The sequence below is a fragment of the Bacillus sp. RE35 genome (assembly GCF_052146655.1).
In the GTDB taxonomy this organism is placed as follows: domain Bacteria; phylum Bacillota; class Bacilli; order Bacillales; family Bacillaceae_G; genus Bacillus_A; species Bacillus_A cereus.
The window spans coordinates 1,365,877-1,381,294 of sequence record NZ_CP197377.1; the positions used below are offsets into that span (position 1 = coordinate 1,365,877).

The following is a 15,418-nucleotide window of genomic DNA, read 5'->3' on the forward strand; positions in this document are numbered from 1 at the left end:
TACACTCTACTGAAGAGCCTTGTAGGTATTTTGTCTACAAGGCTCTTTTTATTTTCGGCTTAGGGGAATGAAATAGGCATACATTAGAAGGGGAAAGGTGTGAAAATTTAGATGACAAAATGGAAACGAGCAAACCCGAATGGAACGAGAGATTATTTATTCGAAGAATGTACGTTAATTGAAGAAGTAGAACAAAAATTAAGGCTTACTTTTTTAGAGAGAGGTTATGAGGAAATAAGAACACCTACAATTGAATTTTATGATGTTTTTGCATTTCAAAATAGACCGATAGATGAAGAGAAGATGTATAAATTTTTTGATGAAAAGGGAAGGATTATCGTTTTACGTCCAGATATGACAATTCCTTTAGCGAGAGTTATTGGAACACAGAGATGGGATACGCCACTTAAAGTGACGTATAGCGGGAATGTATTTCGAGCGAATGAATCCCATTCTGGAAAATATAATGAAATCGTACAAAGTGGTATTGAAGTTATCGGGATTGATAATGTAAGAGCTGAAATTGAATGTGTAATAAGTGTCATTCAAGCACTTCAAAAGTTGAAGGTGCAATCTTTTACAATTGAGATTGGGCAAGTACAGTTATATAAATGTATTGTAAAAAAACTCTCCATCCAGGATGAAGAAGAAAGGGTACTTAGAACGTATATAGAAAGTAAAAATTATGCAGCCCTCTCAAATTTTATCGGAGAAAAGAAATTAGATCGATGCGATGAGACAGTAAGATTACTTGAGAAATTGCCAAGGCTATTTGGAAATTTAGAAGTTATTGAGGAAGCAGAAAAGCTTGCTTCAAGTAATGAAATGAAAATGGCAATTGCAAGAGTAAAAGAAATGTATGAAACAATTGAAACGTTAGGATATGGTTCTTACATATCAATTGATTTGGGCATGATTCAACACTTAGATTACTATACGGGTGTTATTTTCAAAGGATATATATATGAAATTGGAGAAGAAATCGTTAGTGGCGGAAGATACGATGAGCTAATTGGGAATTTTGGAGAAATGCTGCCAGCTGTTGGACTCGCGGTACAAGTAAATCAAATTGTGAAGGCGCTGCAAGAGCAGCAAGAACCATATGAACGAAATCAAATTGATATTGTGATTCATTATGAGTTAAATAGATTAGCGGAAGCAGAAAGGTTACGAAATTTACTTCGAAAGGATGGGAAAAATGCTTGGTTATCTCTATTCTCTAATTTAAGCGATACCTTTCAATTTGCAAGAAAAAATAAAATAGGAACGGTCGTTGAGGCAAAGAATGAATACTTAGTGGAATATGTATGGAATGAGAAATGGGTAGTCCAGAAAGAAGGAGAGGCTTCATGCGTAACATTCAAATTGCGTTAACGAAAGGAAGATTGGAAAAACATGTCATTCCACTTTTTGAGCAGATTGGAATTGATTGTTCCGAGCTCAAAAATAAAGGTCGGAAGCTTGTATTTCAAAGTAAAAATACAAATGTTTCATTTATTTTAGTAAAAGCGGTTGATGTTGCTACTTATGTAGAACATGGGGTAGCTGATATTGGCATCGTTGGAAAAGATATTTTAATGGAAAACGAGAAAGATATTTATGAAATGCTGGATTTAGGAGTGGGGATTTGTAAGTTTTGTGTTGCTTCTATTCCTACGTATAATCCGAAGAGTTACCGGAAGAAAAGAATCGCTACGAAATACCCCCATATTACTTCTACTTATTTTCATGATAAGGGAGAGGATGTAGAAATTATTAAGATAGAAGGTTCTGTAGAAATCGCTCCTCTTCTTGGATTGGCAGATGCGATTGTAGATATTGTTGAAACAGGAAAAACATTACAAGAGAATGGACTCATTGTATTTGAGGAAATGTACTTTATATCGGCTCGGATGATTGTAAATAAGGCAGCCTTAAAAACTAAAAAAGATGAAATATTCAGCATTATAAATATGATGGAGCAAGAAATCTTATCAGGGAAATAGGAGGATTTAAAATGGAAATCATTTATGAAGAATTTAAGGAGGCATTATCTAAAATAAAAGTGCTAAGAGAAAACGCTAATATAATAGAAGAAACTGTTCAAAGAAGTGTAAGAGAAATCATTAGACATGTAAGGGAAGGGAAAGATGAGGCTTTATCTTTCTATACAAAAAAGTTTGATGGTGTAGAGATGAAAAATTTTCGTGTAAGTGAAGAAGAAATACAGCAAGCGAGTATGTTTGTAGAGAATTCATTTTTAGAAGCTTTAAAAGAGGCGAAGAAAAACGTTGTTTCGTATCACGAAAAGCAAAAGAAGCACTCAATATTCGATTGTGAAAGTAAAGGGATAATTAGAGGGCAACTCATTCGGCCGTTAGAAAATGTAGGTGTATATGTACCGGGTGGGACAGCCTCATATCCTTCTTCAGTATTAATGAATGTATTGCCGGCGAAACTCGCAGGTGTGAAAAAGATTGTAATGGTAACACCGCCGAGGAAAGGAGGAATTGATCCGCATATATTAGCTGCTGCAGATCTTGCGGGAGTAGATGAAATTTATACGATAGGTGGCGCACAAGCAATTGCTGCTTTAGCATACGGGACGGAATCGATTCCGAAAGTGGATAAAATAGTTGGACCGGGAAATTTGTACGTCGCTCTAGCGAAACGAGAAGTATACGGAATAGTAAATATTGATATGATTGCTGGTCCATCAGAAATTGTAGTTGTCGCGGATGAAACAGGTAATGCAAAATATATCGCAGCGGATTTATTATCGCAAGCAGAGCATGATGAGAGAGCAACGGCGATTTGTATTACAACGAATATGGAACTAGCTAAAGAAGTAGAAAAAGAGGTAGAAAGACAGTTAGAAACGTTACCAAGAAGTGAAATTGCACGTGAATCAATAAATAGAAATGGAGCCATCTTTATCGTTCCTTCTTTAGAGGAGGCGCTAAAGTTATCAAATGAAATTGCTCCAGAACATTTAGAGTTACATATAAAAGAACCAATGAATGCTCTAGATTATGTGAAACATGCAGGCTCTATTTTCCTTGGGCCATATTCACCTGAACCGCTCGGGGATTATTTAGCGGGACCGAATCATGTATTACCAACGAGCGGAACGGCAAGATTTTTTTCTCCGTTATCAGTCGATGATTTCGTGAAAAAATCAAGTTTTATTTCTTATACGGAGGAAGCATTAAAAAATGTACAGCATCATATTGTAGAGCTTGCAAATAAAGAAGGGTTACATGCACATGCGAGAGCAATCCAAATAAGGTTTGAGGAGGAAAAATAATGCGTCAGTCCAGTCAAGCACGTGAGACGACAGAAACAAAAATTAAATTAAATTTGCAGCTTGATGAAAGTACAAATGTATCTATTCAAACAGGGGTTGGTTTTTTCGATCATATGCTTACTTTATTTGCTAGACATGGAAGATTTGGATTGCAGGTTGAAGCAGAAGGTGATGTATTTGTCGATGCACATCACACCGTTGAAGATGTTGGAATTGTACTCGGAAATTGCTTGAAAGAAGCATTGCAAAACAAAGAGGGAATTAATCGTTACGGTTCTGCGTATGTACCGATGGATGAATCTTTAGGATTTGTCGCAATTGATATAAGTGGACGCTCATATTGTGTATTTCAAGGGGAATTAACAAATCCGAAGCTCGGGGATTTTGATACAGAATTGACGGAAGAATTTTTTAGAGCAGTTGCACATGCTGCCAATATTACATTACATGCGCGCGTTCTATACGGAAGTAATACACATCACAAAATTGAAGCATTATTTAAAGCTTTTGGTAGAGCGCTTAGAGAAGCGGTCGAAAAAAATGCCAACATTACTGGTGTAAATTCAACGAAAGGAATGTTGTAATTGATTGCCATTATAGATTATGGAATGGGGAATATTCGCAGTGTAGAGCAAGCATTAAAATATATTGGCGCAGAGTACATTGTAACGAGTGATAAAAAAGAGATATTGAGAAGCGATGGCGTGATTTTACCGGGAGTAGGTGCATTTCCGAAAGCGATGGACGTATTAGAAGAAAGAGATTTAGTGTGTGTACTAAAAGAGGTTTGTGATATAGGAAAACCACTCCTCGGTATATGTTTGGGCATGCAGCTTTTATTTGAACGAAGTGAGGAACTAAAAGATTGTAGCGGGTTAGGTTTACTACCAGGGGAAATTCGTAAGTTAAAAGTTTCGTATAAAATTCCTCATATGGGATGGAATGAATTAAGGAAGGAAAGAGAATTTCCGCTTTGGAATGGATTAGTGGATGGTTCTTTCGTGTATTATGTTCACTCATATTACGCGGATTGTCCAGATGAAATTGTATGCGGAGTAAGTGATTATGGAATGCAAGTACCAGGGTTTGTCGCGAAAGGAAATGTATTTGGTGCACAGTTTCATCCAGAAAAAAGTGGCGAAATTGGCATGCAAATATTAAAAAATTTTCAAGGGGTGGTAGAAGCATGGAAATCTTCCCAGCTATCGATTTAAAAGAAGGACGATGCGTTAGACTTTATCAAGGAGAGTTTAGTAAAGAAACGGTGATGAATGAAGATCCAGTAGCGCAGGCGATCATATTTGAAAAGCTTGGAGCGGAAATACTACACATTGTTGATTTAGACGGTGCAATTGCTGGCGAGTCTTTAAATTTGCCCGTCATTGAAAAAATCTGCAAGGCGGTACGTATTCCTGTGCAAGTGGGAGGAGGAATTCGTTCACTTGTAACGGTGGAGAAGTTATTGTCAGCAGGTGTAGAAAAAGTGATTTTAGGAACAGCAGCTCTTTATGATAAGTCATTTTTAGAGGAAGCAGTTCGTCTATATAAAGAGAAAATCATTGTTGGAATTGATGCGAAAAATGGTTTCGTAGCAACGAGAGGTTGGCTTGATCTATCTGAAATTTCTTACGTTAGTTTAGCGAAACAAATGGAAAGTTTAGGTGTTCAAACGATTGTGTTTACAGACATTTCGAAAGACGGGACGCTTGCAGGTCCAAATTTTGAACAATTAGCGATACTTCAAAAAAGTGTGGGCATTCGTCTCATCGCTTCTGGAGGAGTGGCATCTATTCAAGATGTGAAAAAGTTAAATGATATGAATATATATGGTGTCATAATTGGAAAGGCGCTTTACGAGAAAACGATTGATTTAGAAGAAGTATTACAGGTAACGAAGTTATGTTAGCGAAACGAATTATTCCATGTCTAGATGTGAAAGAAGGGCGAGTCGTAAAGGGTGTAAATTTTATAGGATTACAAGATGTCGGTGATCCGGTTGAAATAGCTGAAGCATATAACGAGGCAGGGGCAGATGAAATCGTATTTTTAGATATTACGGCGACTCATGAAGGAAGAAAAACGATTATAGATGTTGTAGAAAAAACAGCAGCAAAAGTATTTATTCCTCTTACGGTTGGCGGGGGGATATCAAGTGTGAAAGATATGTACAATTTACTAAGAGCTGGGGCAGACAAAGTTTCAATAAACTCAGCGGCAGTGCGAAACCCGAAGTTAATAGAAGAAGGGGCAGAACACTTTGGATCACAATGTATTGTCGTGGCAATTGATGCTAGAAAAGTAGCAGAAGGTAAATGGAACGTATATGTCAACGGCGGAAGAGTTGACACAGGAATGGATGCCATAGAATGGGCGAAGCGTGTTGTTAAACTTGGGGCAGGTGAAATTTTGTTAACGAGTATGGATGCAGATGGAACGAAAAGCGGATATGACCTTCGTTTAACAGAAGAAATTTCAAAAAGTGTTTCTATTCCAGTCATCGCATCAGGAGGCTGTGGTCATACGGATCATATTATAGAAGTTTTTCAAAAGACAACGGTTGATGCAGCGTTAGCGGCATCCATCTTTCATTATGGTGAGGCGACAGTGCAGAGTGTAAAGCGAAAATTAAGAGATGCAAATATTGAGGTGCGGTTATGAAACCTAATTTTTCAAAAGGATTAATACCGGCAATTGTCATCGAAGAAGGTACGAAAGACGTTTTAATGCTAGCTTATATGAATGAAGAAGCATATAAAAAAACGTTAGAGACGAAAAGAACATGGTTTTATTCTCGTTCGAGGCAGTCGTTATGGAATAAGGGGGAAACATCAGGGAATGTTCAATATGTGCAATCTTTATATTTAGATTGTGATCAAGATTCAATTGTTGTGAATGTGAAACAAGTAGGACCTGCTTGTCATACGGGAGAGAAGACATGTTTTCACTATCAAATTATATAGGGGGATACATATGGAAAATGCCTTTAAGTTGCTGTATAAAACAATTGAAGAACGAAAGGGAAGCCCACTTCCTGAATCGTATACAAATTATTTATTTTCAAAAGGAGAAGATAAAATTTTAAAGAAGATTGGTGAAGAGTGTGCTGAAGTAATTATCGCATGTAAAAATAATGATAAAGAAGAAGTAGTGAAAGAAATGGTTGATGTATTTTATCACTGTTTTGTTTTATTAGCTGAAAAAAATATTGCATTGGAAGATGTGATGCGAGAGGTGAAAGAACGAAATGGAAAGCTTTCGAGAGTTGGGGATAGAAGGGAAATAGATACATTATAAGGGGGAATGTATATGAAAGTAGATTATCATCTTCACTTAGAAGAAGGACCGTATTCAATAGGATGGCTTGCTAAAATAAATGAAGCGTTGGAATGTTATGAACCGCTTCAAGAAAGACATTCTATTGATTGGCTTATGAAAACACAAGAGCGTTTGCAAAAGCGTGTGAAGGAAGGGCCATTTACAACAGAATGGATAGATCTATATTTAGAAGAAGCTGTGCGAAAAGGAATAAAAGAAGTGGGAATTGTTGATCATCTATATCGTTTTCATGAAGCAAAAGGATATTATGAAAAATATGTAGATATTAGTGATTCTAAGCTCGGTCGTATACAGAAAGAATGGTTAGATCAAGTAAGGGTAGTTTCACTGTATGATTTTACAAAGGCAATTGAAGAGGCGAAAGAACGATGGGGGAAAAGAGGTGTCACACTTAAACTTGGAATTGAAGCGGATTATTTTATTGGTTGTGAAGGAGAGTTAAAAGAATTATTAGCGCTAGGAGACTTTGATTATGTAATTGGTTCCGTTCATTTTCTAAATGGCTGGGGATTTGATAATCCAGATACGAAAGAATATTTTGAGGTGCATGACCTACGCGCATTATATGATATGTTTTTTAAAACAGTTGAGAGTGCGATTCGTACCGAGTTATTTGATATTATCGCTCATCTTGATAATATAAAGGTATTTAATTATCGATTGGATGAGAATGAACAGCTTTCTTATTATGAAGAAATTGCCTGTGCATTAGTAGAAACGAATACGGCAACAGAAATAAATGCAGGATTATACTATCGTTATCCTGTTCGTGAAATGTGCCCAAGTCCACTATATTTACAAGTATTAGCTAAGTATGGTGTTCCAATTACGATTTCTTCGGATGCCCATTACCCAAATGATTTAGGGAATTATGTACAAGAAAATATACAAACATTACGAGCTCACGGTGTTACTCAGGTTGCAACATTTACGAAGCGAGCAAGAGTAATGAGGTCGCTTGAAGAAGAAGTAACAAATTCAAAATGAAACGCAATTTTTTGATGAAAACTGTCCTTTTTGTTCAAAATAAGAAAGAATGAAAAGGAGGGTAAGAAATGGCGAAACAACAAAACAAACAAAATGTACAAGGTGCACAGCAACAAGCTTATACTTCTGAAACGAATGCTGCATCTCAATCGGTTATTGAGGAGCAAATTAGCGATACGGTTGCAGAAGGAACTATTGATGTGAAGCTTGGAAAAGAATCGCAGGAAAAAGCGTAAGAAGAGGGGAGAGTTGCATCTCCTCTTTTTTCATGGAAAAGTGTCGATTTTCAAAACTATAATCAAATTCCTTGGTTTTTATATGTGGATTTCTTACAATGAAATATAAGAGATGTCTTATTTTCTATAGAAGAGGTGTTAGTAGTGGCAAAAATATTAGTAGCGGGAAAAATTCCGGAAATTGGATTAGAACTATTAAAAGATCATAATGTAGAAATGTACAATAAAGAGGAGTTAATTTCTATAGATGAATTAACAGAGCGTGTAAAAGATAAAGATGCATTGTTAAGTTTACTTTCGACAAAGGTGCCAAAAGAAGTTATTGATGCAGCGCCTCATTTAAAGATTATTGCAAACTATGGTGCTGGTTACGACAATATTGATTACACGTATGCGGGCGAAAAAGGAATTGCAGTTACGAATACACCGAAAGTATCAACGGAAGCGACTGCAGAATTAACATTTGCACTTCTTTTAGCAGCGGCGCGTAGAATTCCTGAAGGGGATACGTTATGTCGTACGACTGGATTTAACGGATGGGCACCGTTATTTTTCTTAGGACGAGAAGTCCATGGTAAGACAATCGGAATTATAGGTCTTGGAGAAATCGGGAAGGCTGTTGCAAAACGTGCGAAAGCATTTGGAATGGATGTTTTATATACAGGGCCAAATCGTAAGCTTGAAGCTGAAAGTGAACTGGGAGCAACGTATGTGACGTTGGAAGAATTATTACAAACAGCAGACTTTATTACAATTAACTGTGCTTATAATCCGAAATTACATCATATGATTGATGAAGAGCAGTTTAAAATGATGAGGAAAACAGCGTATATTGTAAATGCTTCACGTGGACCAATTATGAATGAAACAGCACTTGCTCATGCATTAAAAACGAATGAAATTGAAGGAGCAGCTCTTGACGTGTTTGAATTTGAACCGAAAATTACAGAAGAGCTAAAAGAATTAAAGAATGTAGTACTTGCTCCACACGTAGGGAATGCAACATTTGAAACTCGTGATGCGATGGCTGAAATGGCTGTCAGAAATATTTTAGCTGTATTAAACGGCGAAGAGCCAGTAACACCTGTAAATCAAAAGGTATTAGTTACAAAATAAAAAGAAACCTTCCGGACTCGGAAGGTTTTCTTATTTTTCTTTATTGGCTTTTTTAGACGGTCTTTGTCTAATGAATTGAGATAACATGTACAAAATATATAGTGGAATGGCAATGAATAAGAAAACAGAAAAATTTCCAAATCCTGTTTGATACATTGTAATAATGATTCCAACTAAAAATAGTGTAATAATGATGCTATATCGTGGAATTGGTACATCTTTTAAACTCGGGATACGAATGCGGCTCACCATTAAAAATGCGAACGTTACAAATACGGTAATAAGAACGATTTTTGGAATGGTATGTGAAAATAATGTTAAGAAAGCAACAAGCCCTCCCGCTGCTGTAATCGGTACTCCAGTGAAATATTTCATTGAAGTAGAAGATGGTGTTACATTAAATCGTGCTAAACGATATGCTCCGAAAAGAGGGAATAATCCCGCTATGTATAATCCGATGATTCCGTAGTTTGAGAAAGATGTGTAATACATTAAAACAGCTGGTGCTGCACCAAATGTTACGACATCTGCAAGCGAGTCGAGCTCTTTTCCCATTTGTGAATCAACACGTAATAAACGAGCAACACGACCATCAAGACTATCTAACATCATCCCGATAAGTACTAAAATAGCAGCTGATTTATAATATCCTAAAGATGCATAGCCGATTGATAAAAATCCGCTATATAAATTTCCGAGCGTAAATAAGTTTGGAATAGCTGCTCTATACAAAATCTGATCCCTTGCTTTCTGTAATAAATTCTTAATTAGTGTATGAAAGTTTACTTATTTTATCATACCATAAATTTATTCCTCATACGAAAGAAATTACCAATTTGTGAAAGATTTCATAGAAGGATGGTTCGAAAATTAAGTGGAAATAAAAAGAGGAAGCAACTTGTATAAAGTTGCTTCCTTTACTATTCAAATTTCGTTGTCATCGTTCCGGTTTTATATCGATTATTAGGATCGAAGCGTAATAAATCTCCATAAATTAATTTATCGGAGAGTTTTAATTCTGTTTTTGCTTTTTCAATATACGGCTGACATAACGTCATGTCAGCTTCTTCACCCGTACTTCTTTTGTAGCACATATTTTTTGTATAAACATACTCTTCAGAAACAAAGCTACCATCACGCATTACCATAAGCGGGTCTTTCTCTTTAATAAATAAGTCAGTTCCAAATTCAACGGATTTATTTGTTTTAATACCAAGTAAATGAAGGAGCGTTGGCTTAATATCAATTTGACCGGATACTTTAGAAACAACTTTTCCTTCTTGGCCAGGCACATGAATAATAAGAGGGACTCGTTGTAATTGCATAGAATCGAATGGTGTAATAGTATCTTTTCCTAGGAACTGTGCCATAGCTGCGTTATGGTTTTCGGAAATACCGTAATGATCACCATAAATGACAATAACGGAATTATCATATAATCCTTCTTCTTTTAATTGTTGAATAAATAATTTAAGAGCTTCATCTGTGTAACGAACAGTTGGGAAGTAGCGGTTTACAACACCACTTTCCGAGTTGAATTCATCAACATATTGATCTTCCGGATTTAGAAGAAACGGAAAATGATTTGTTAATGTAATAAATTTTGTATAGAACGGTTGCGGTAAAGATTTTAACTTTGGAATAGATTGTTCAAAGAACTCTTTATCTTTTAATCCCCAACCGACAGACATTTGCTCCGTTCCTGCGTAATCATTTAAATTAAAATAACGATCATATCCAAGCGCAGGATACATTACATCCCGATTCCAAAACGTTTTATCGTTTGAATGGAAGACGGCAGAAGAATATCCGTATTTCTTTAATTGTTCTGGTGTCGCTGTGTATTCATTTGTTGCATGAGTAAAGAATACAGAACCACGATCTAGCGGATAAAGTGAGTTTTCAACGATAAATTCAGCATCAGAAGTTTTGCCTTGTCCAGTTTGATGATAGAAGTTATCGAAATAGAAACTATCCTTAATAAATTCATTTAAAAATGGTGTAATTTCTTTTCCATTTATTTTTTTATTAATAACAAAGTTTTGTGTAGATTCCATTGAAATTAAAATTACATTTTTACCTTTTGCAGCTCCAAATAAGTTTTTATCAACTTGTTTGTCTTTTGAGTCTGTATAGTTTTTAATTTCAGAAAACCCATCTCCACTTGCAAATACACGCTCAGCTGAAGACTTGGATTGAAGCGTAATGTCAAATAGATGGTATGTGTATAAACCTAAATTCTTCACGACAGTTTGACGGTCAAATGAGCGCGAGAACATTTGTGGTTTATAAATAACTGATACAACAATTTGTAGTGCTAATAAAGCTGTTACACCGCTAAAGAAAGTTCGCTTCTCTGAGCGGGAAAGTGGTGTTTTGTCGCCAAATGATGGGAATTTACGTGAAATAAACATTAAAATAATTGCATCTGCAAATAAAAGTAATGTTTTGTACGTAAAGAGTTCTTTTATACTTGTCCCTAAATCAGCCATATTGTTTGTTTGGAATAAAACAGGGAAAGTAACGAAATCGTTATAGAACCCATAAAACATTGCGTTTCCAAATAAAATAAATGACAGTATAAAACTGATTCCAATTATAATTCGGTTTCGGTGCTTAGATGCAAGTAAAGCTAAGCCGAAAAATAAAAGTAACGCAGCTAGTGGATTGATAAAAAGCATGAATTCTTCAAAGAAATTATCAATTTTAATATCAAATGCTAGCTTGTACACAATATATGTTTTAATCCATAGTAAAACGACTGCAACGAGTGCAAATCGCAGTTTTGGAAACAGATGTTGTAGCATAATAGACTCCTCTCCTAAAAAGCATGACAGTTCTTGTGAGTCAGTTTGCTTAACGACTCATTTTATATATACGAACAGTCCTTTGTTATTATGATTATTATACTATGAGTATCATTATACGAAAATAAAAGAAGGTTGTGGGCTTTTTTATAATAATCGAGTAGAAAAAGAGTGGTGGGAGACAATAAAACAGAATTTCTATGTATGATAATTATTGTACGCAGAAAGAATCGCGTGATAATACGGAGGTTATAATGCGAAAATTATTATATTTTATAGCATGCAGTAGTGTTATACTTTTTACTTCACCGAGTGTGTCGGTAGCCCAATATGATGCACCTCTTATGGAAGATGCACTTTATTCTGTTTTATTTCCAAAAATAAATAAAGCAATTGAAAAACAATATGGAAGTTTGAAACCTTATCAATGTCCTAAAATTATTAGTTTAAAAAAAGTGTATAGCGGTACATATTTATTTCAAGCAAGTATTGAAGTGACAAAGTATGAACGTGTTGCTGGGAAAATTGCTCCACCATTTGAGAAGGTAACGATTACATTTAATAACGAAGAAGGCGAATGGGAAGTGACAAAGATTTCAGTAAAGCGCTTACCAAATGATACGAAACTAAACTGTAAAAAAACAATATAAAAAATTGTTTGACAAATAAAATGGTCCTTTGGTATTGTTAATAGCAACAATTAGATGTTTGAAAATTAAATAGACTTACCTCATCTACTCTCAAAGGTAGAGGCCGCGATAGGAAAGAGTAAGCTATGGGAGATTTAATGGAATCTGTGATCATAGGTTGAAAGGGACTATTGCCGAAATATAAGAATAACCATCTTATTCATATATTGGGACTGCATTGAATAAATGTAGTACTGTCATAAGATTTATTTTATGGAGAGCTATTTGGAGATGTTGATGCGGTTTCTTATTTTGAGGAGATAACAACTCGTTTATTTTTTCAATATATATTTTTCCTAATAAGAAACGCGTGTGAACATTGTTCCGCGCGTTTTTTGTCTATCTAAAAGCGTGCTGCAATGAATAGAAGATTGGGGTTATGAGTTTTAGAGGAAATAAGGGAGGAATTTAAATGTATTTACACGGCACAAGCCGAATTAATGGGCAAGGACACTTAGAAATTGGAGGGTGCGATACGACGCAGCTAGCAAAGCAATACGGAACACCACTTTATGTATACGATGAAGAGTCTATTCGAGGAAAATGCCGAGCATTTCATCGTGCTTTTAAAGAAAGTGGTTTCTCTTATCAAGTAGCATATGCAAGCAAGGCGTTCTTGTGCATGGAGATGTGCCGAGTAGCTCGTGAAGAGAATATGTCATTAGACGTTGTTTCTGGGGGAGAATTATATACTGCGCTCCAAGCAGGATTTCCGGCATCACGTATTCATTTTCATGGAAATAATAAAACAGAAGAAGAAATAGTGATGGCTCTTCAGGCGAATATCGGTTGTTTTGTCGTAGATAATTTCTTTGAATTAGAAGTTTTACACGATTTAGCGATGCAACATGGGAAATTTGTGAACATATTAATTCGTGTAACGCCTGGAGTAGAGGCGCACACACATGAATATATTACAACAGGTCAAGATGATTCGAAATTTGGATTTGGTGTTTCAAACGGTCAAGCAATGCAGGCAATTGGATTTGCTTTACAAAAATCCAATTATAATGTGCTAGGAATCCATTCACATATTGGGTCGCAAATATTTGAAACAGCTGGTTTTGTTCGAGCAATTGAAGTTCTTCGCCAATTTTTAGAAGAAGTGAGAGAGCAAACAAACTATGTAGTAAAAGTGTTAAATGTAGGCGGGGGATTTGGAATACGTTACACAGAGTCAGATACACCATTAACTCTTGAGACATATGTGCGAGCTGTAACAAGTGCAGTGAGAGAACAATTTACTGTATGTGAATATCCATTGCCAGAAATATGGATTGAGCCAGGCCGTAGCATTGTAGGTGATGCTGGGACAACAATTTATACAGTTGGATCTGTGAAAGATATTCCTGGTATTCGGAAATATGTATCAGTCGATGGTGGAATGACAGATAATTTAAGACCTGCTTTATATAATGCGCGTTATGAAGCGATGTTAGCGAATCGAGCGAATGATGAGAATGAGGAACTCGTTTCGATTGCCGGGAAATGCTGTGAGAGTGGAGACATGTTGATTTGGGATATTCATTTACCGAAAGTCGCTGCTTCTGATTTACTAGCAGTTTCCTGTACAGGAGCATACGGGTACTCGATGGCGAATAATTACAATCGGATTCGAAGACCAGCCGTTGTCTTTGCAAAAGGCGGAACATCGCAAGTAGTTGTGGAACGCGAAACATATGAAAATATTATTGGGAACGATCGCATACGTATTAAAGAGCTTGTCTAAATAGGAAAAGGAGTTGTTCGAATGGGCAATTCCTTTTTTATAAAATAAAATAATTAAAATATATCGGAAAACTAGGATTGAAAAAAATCAGAATTGTGATAAAATACAAATACAAAGCTTATCAAGAGAAGCGGAGGGAACTGGCCCGAAGAAGCTCGGCAACCTGCTTATAGAAAGCAAGGTGCTAAATCCAGCAAAATGGGATCCATTTTGAAAGATAAGGTAAAATATATTACCGAACAGTCTTTTCGAAATGGGAAAGATTTTTTTTATGAATAAAAAGGGGGGCTGTTCGCGTGAGTGTACGGGAACATTTTGATGAAGTATCCGAGAAGATTGAAGCGATGCTTGCTGATATGAAATATGGTTCAATTACAATTGTTGTGCAAGATGGGAAAGTAATTCAGTTAGAGAAAAGTGAAAAAGTACGTTTAAAGTGAAAAGCGCTGACTAGAAAAACTAGAGGCGGTTTTAACCTATTTTCATTAGGTTAAAACCGTCTTTTTGCTTTTACAGGGGGAAAAAACATGTTGACGTATGAAACGTGGGAAGAAAATGTTGTTTCGTTTTCGGAAGAAGATGAAACAAAAGGTGCGTTATCAGTATTAAATTGGGCTTATAAAGAATATAAAGATGAGGTTGTCTACGCATGTAGCTTTGGGGTGGAAGGTATGGTATTGCTGCACATTATAAACCAAGTAAATCCATCTGCTAAAGTTGTATTTTTGGATACAAATGTTCATTTTCAAGAAACGTATGAATTAATTCGAAAAGTGCGGGAACGATTTCCTTCATTGAATATTATAGAAAAACAGCCAGAACTTACACTTGATGAACAGGCGAAGTTGCATGGTGAAAAACTGTGGGAGAGCAATCCGAATCTTTGTTGTAAGATTAGAAAAATTTTACCTTTAGAAAAATCATTAGTCGTGGAAAAAGCATGGATATCGGGCTTAAGAAGGGAACAATCAGAAACACGTAAGCATACAAAGTTTATAAATCAAGATCATCGTTTTCAATCTATTAAAGTTTGTCCACTCATTCATTGGACGTGGAAAGAAGTTTGGCGATATGTATACAAACATAGCTTGCCGTATAACCCGTTGCATGATGTTGGCTATCCAAGTATTGGGTGTGAGAAATGTACGTTACCTGTAGGGGATGGTGGCGATTCAAGAGATGGTAGATGGGCTGGAAAAGTGAAAACTGAATGTGGTCTTCATTACCAATAA

General features: G+C 36.0%; 18 protein-coding genes and 2 riboswitches. Of the genes, 16 read left to right on the forward strand and 2 right to left on the reverse strand.

The genetic code is table 11. The annotated features are described in order from the left end of the window. Window positions 1-111 precede the first annotated feature (111 nt). From ACTL4X_RS07175 to ACTL4X_RS07230, 12 genes are all read left to right on the forward strand, one after another. The gene (locus ACTL4X_RS07175; RefSeq protein WP_000170298.1) at window positions 112-1,374 is read left to right on the forward strand and encodes an ATP phosphoribosyltransferase regulatory subunit; all 1,263 of its coding nucleotides are present in this window, start codon (window positions 112-114) and stop codon (window positions 1,372-1,374) included. Further along, window positions 1,350-1,985, forward strand: coding sequence for an ATP phosphoribosyltransferase (gene hisG / locus ACTL4X_RS07180; protein ID WP_001244493.1), 636 nt, complete (start codon window positions 1,350-1,352; stop codon window positions 1,983-1,985). Before ACTL4X_RS07175 ends, hisG begins: the two co-directional genes overlap by 25 nt. Before the next feature lie 11 nt (window positions 1,986-1,996). After that, window positions 1,997-3,286 (forward strand): histidinol dehydrogenase, encoded by a 1,290-nt coding sequence (hisD, locus tag ACTL4X_RS07185; protein WP_000402933.1) that lies wholly within the window; start codon window positions 1,997-1,999, stop codon window positions 3,284-3,286. Beyond that, a complete protein-coding gene (gene hisB / locus ACTL4X_RS07190) occupies window positions 3,286-3,870 on the forward strand; it encodes an imidazoleglycerol-phosphate dehydratase HisB (protein WP_001249949.1) in 585 nt (194 codons plus the stop codon). Before hisD ends, hisB begins: the two co-directional genes overlap by 1 nt. Continuing rightward, entirely contained in the window at window positions 3,871-4,500 is a 630-nt protein-coding gene (gene hisH / locus ACTL4X_RS07195; protein ID WP_000560360.1) for an imidazole glycerol phosphate synthase subunit HisH, read from the forward strand. It abuts the gene before it with no gap. Then, a complete protein-coding gene (hisA, locus tag ACTL4X_RS07200) occupies window positions 4,473-5,192 on the forward strand; it encodes a 1-(5-phosphoribosyl)-5-[(5-phosphoribosylamino)methylideneamino]imidazole-4-carboxamide isomerase (RefSeq protein ID WP_000402298.1) in 720 nt (239 codons plus the stop codon). The genes hisH and hisA overlap by 28 nt, the downstream gene beginning before the upstream one ends. Then, the gene (gene hisF / locus ACTL4X_RS07205) at window positions 5,186-5,944 is read left to right on the forward strand and encodes an imidazoleglycerol phosphate synthase cyclase subunit (RefSeq protein WP_000880108.1); all 759 of its coding nucleotides are present in this window, start codon (window positions 5,186-5,188) and stop codon (window positions 5,942-5,944) included. The genes hisA and hisF overlap by 7 nt, the downstream gene beginning before the upstream one ends. Continuing rightward, window positions 5,941-6,246 carry a phosphoribosyl-AMP cyclohydrolase gene (gene hisI, locus ACTL4X_RS07210; RefSeq protein ID WP_000803956.1) on the forward strand — a complete coding sequence of 102 codons (306 nt, stop codon included), beginning with the start codon at window positions 5,941-5,943 and terminating at the stop codon, window positions 6,244-6,246. The genes hisF and hisI overlap by 4 nt, the downstream gene beginning before the upstream one ends. A gap of 10 nt (window positions 6,247-6,256) precedes the next feature. After that, window positions 6,257-6,580, forward strand: coding sequence for a phosphoribosyl-ATP diphosphatase (gene hisE / locus ACTL4X_RS07215; protein ID WP_000426358.1), 324 nt, complete (start codon window positions 6,257-6,259; stop codon window positions 6,578-6,580). A 12-nt stretch (window positions 6,581-6,592) separates the two neighbouring features. Next, window positions 6,593-7,609, forward strand: coding sequence for a histidinol phosphate phosphatase domain-containing protein (locus tag ACTL4X_RS07220; RefSeq protein WP_000861836.1), 1,017 nt, complete (start codon window positions 6,593-6,595; stop codon window positions 7,607-7,609). Between the two features lie 68 nt (window positions 7,610-7,677). Then, a complete protein-coding gene (locus ACTL4X_RS07225) occupies window positions 7,678-7,845 on the forward strand; it encodes a YozQ family protein (RefSeq protein ID WP_001118878.1) in 168 nt (55 codons plus the stop codon). A gap of 144 nt (window positions 7,846-7,989) precedes the next feature. Next, window positions 7,990-8,961, forward strand: a complete 972-nt coding sequence (locus tag ACTL4X_RS07230) for an NAD(P)-dependent oxidoreductase (RefSeq protein ID WP_001062857.1) — start codon at window positions 7,990-7,992, stop codon at window positions 8,959-8,961. Between the two features lie 30 nt (window positions 8,962-8,991). On the opposite strand, the gene pssA is transcribed toward ACTL4X_RS07230, so the two are convergent. Beyond that, on the reverse strand, window positions 8,992-9,693 hold the full coding sequence (pssA, locus tag ACTL4X_RS07235; RefSeq protein WP_000285417.1) for a CDP-diacylglycerol--serine O-phosphatidyltransferase: 702 nt from the start codon (window positions 9,691-9,693) through the stop codon (window positions 8,992-8,994). A 188-nt stretch (window positions 9,694-9,881) separates the two neighbouring features. Then, a complete protein-coding gene (locus ACTL4X_RS07240; protein WP_000939078.1) occupies window positions 9,882-11,768 on the reverse strand; it encodes an LTA synthase family protein in 1,887 nt (628 codons plus the stop codon). A gap of 254 nt (window positions 11,769-12,022) precedes the next feature. Here ACTL4X_RS07240 and ACTL4X_RS07245 point away from each other — a divergent pair, with 254 nt between their 5' ends. The 4 genes from ACTL4X_RS07245 to ACTL4X_RS07260 all read left to right on the forward strand — a co-directional run bounded on the left by ACTL4X_RS07245 (window position 12,023) and on the right by ACTL4X_RS07260 (window position 15,418). After that, a complete protein-coding gene (locus tag ACTL4X_RS07245) occupies window positions 12,023-12,418 on the forward strand; it encodes a DUF3888 domain-containing protein (protein ID WP_001228823.1) in 396 nt (131 codons plus the stop codon). Between the two features lie 89 nt (window positions 12,419-12,507). Beyond that, window positions 12,508-12,689: riboswitch (Lysine riboswitch) on the forward strand. Window positions 12,690-12,869: 180 nt separating this feature from the next. After that, complete coding sequence (gene lysA / locus ACTL4X_RS07250) at window positions 12,870-14,186, forward strand: diaminopimelate decarboxylase (RefSeq protein ID WP_000280642.1); 1,317 nt, start codon at window positions 12,870-12,872, stop codon at window positions 14,184-14,186. A 115-nt stretch (window positions 14,187-14,301) separates the two neighbouring features. Beyond that, window positions 14,302-14,410: riboswitch (SAM riboswitch) on the forward strand. 72 nt (window positions 14,411-14,482) lie between these two features. Beyond that, window positions 14,483-14,626, forward strand: coding sequence for a YezD family protein (locus ACTL4X_RS07255; RefSeq protein WP_000116158.1), 144 nt, complete (start codon window positions 14,483-14,485; stop codon window positions 14,624-14,626). Between the two features lie 87 nt (window positions 14,627-14,713). Beyond that, entirely contained in the window at window positions 14,714-15,418 is a 705-nt protein-coding gene (locus ACTL4X_RS07260) for a phosphoadenylyl-sulfate reductase (RefSeq protein WP_000959022.1), read from the forward strand.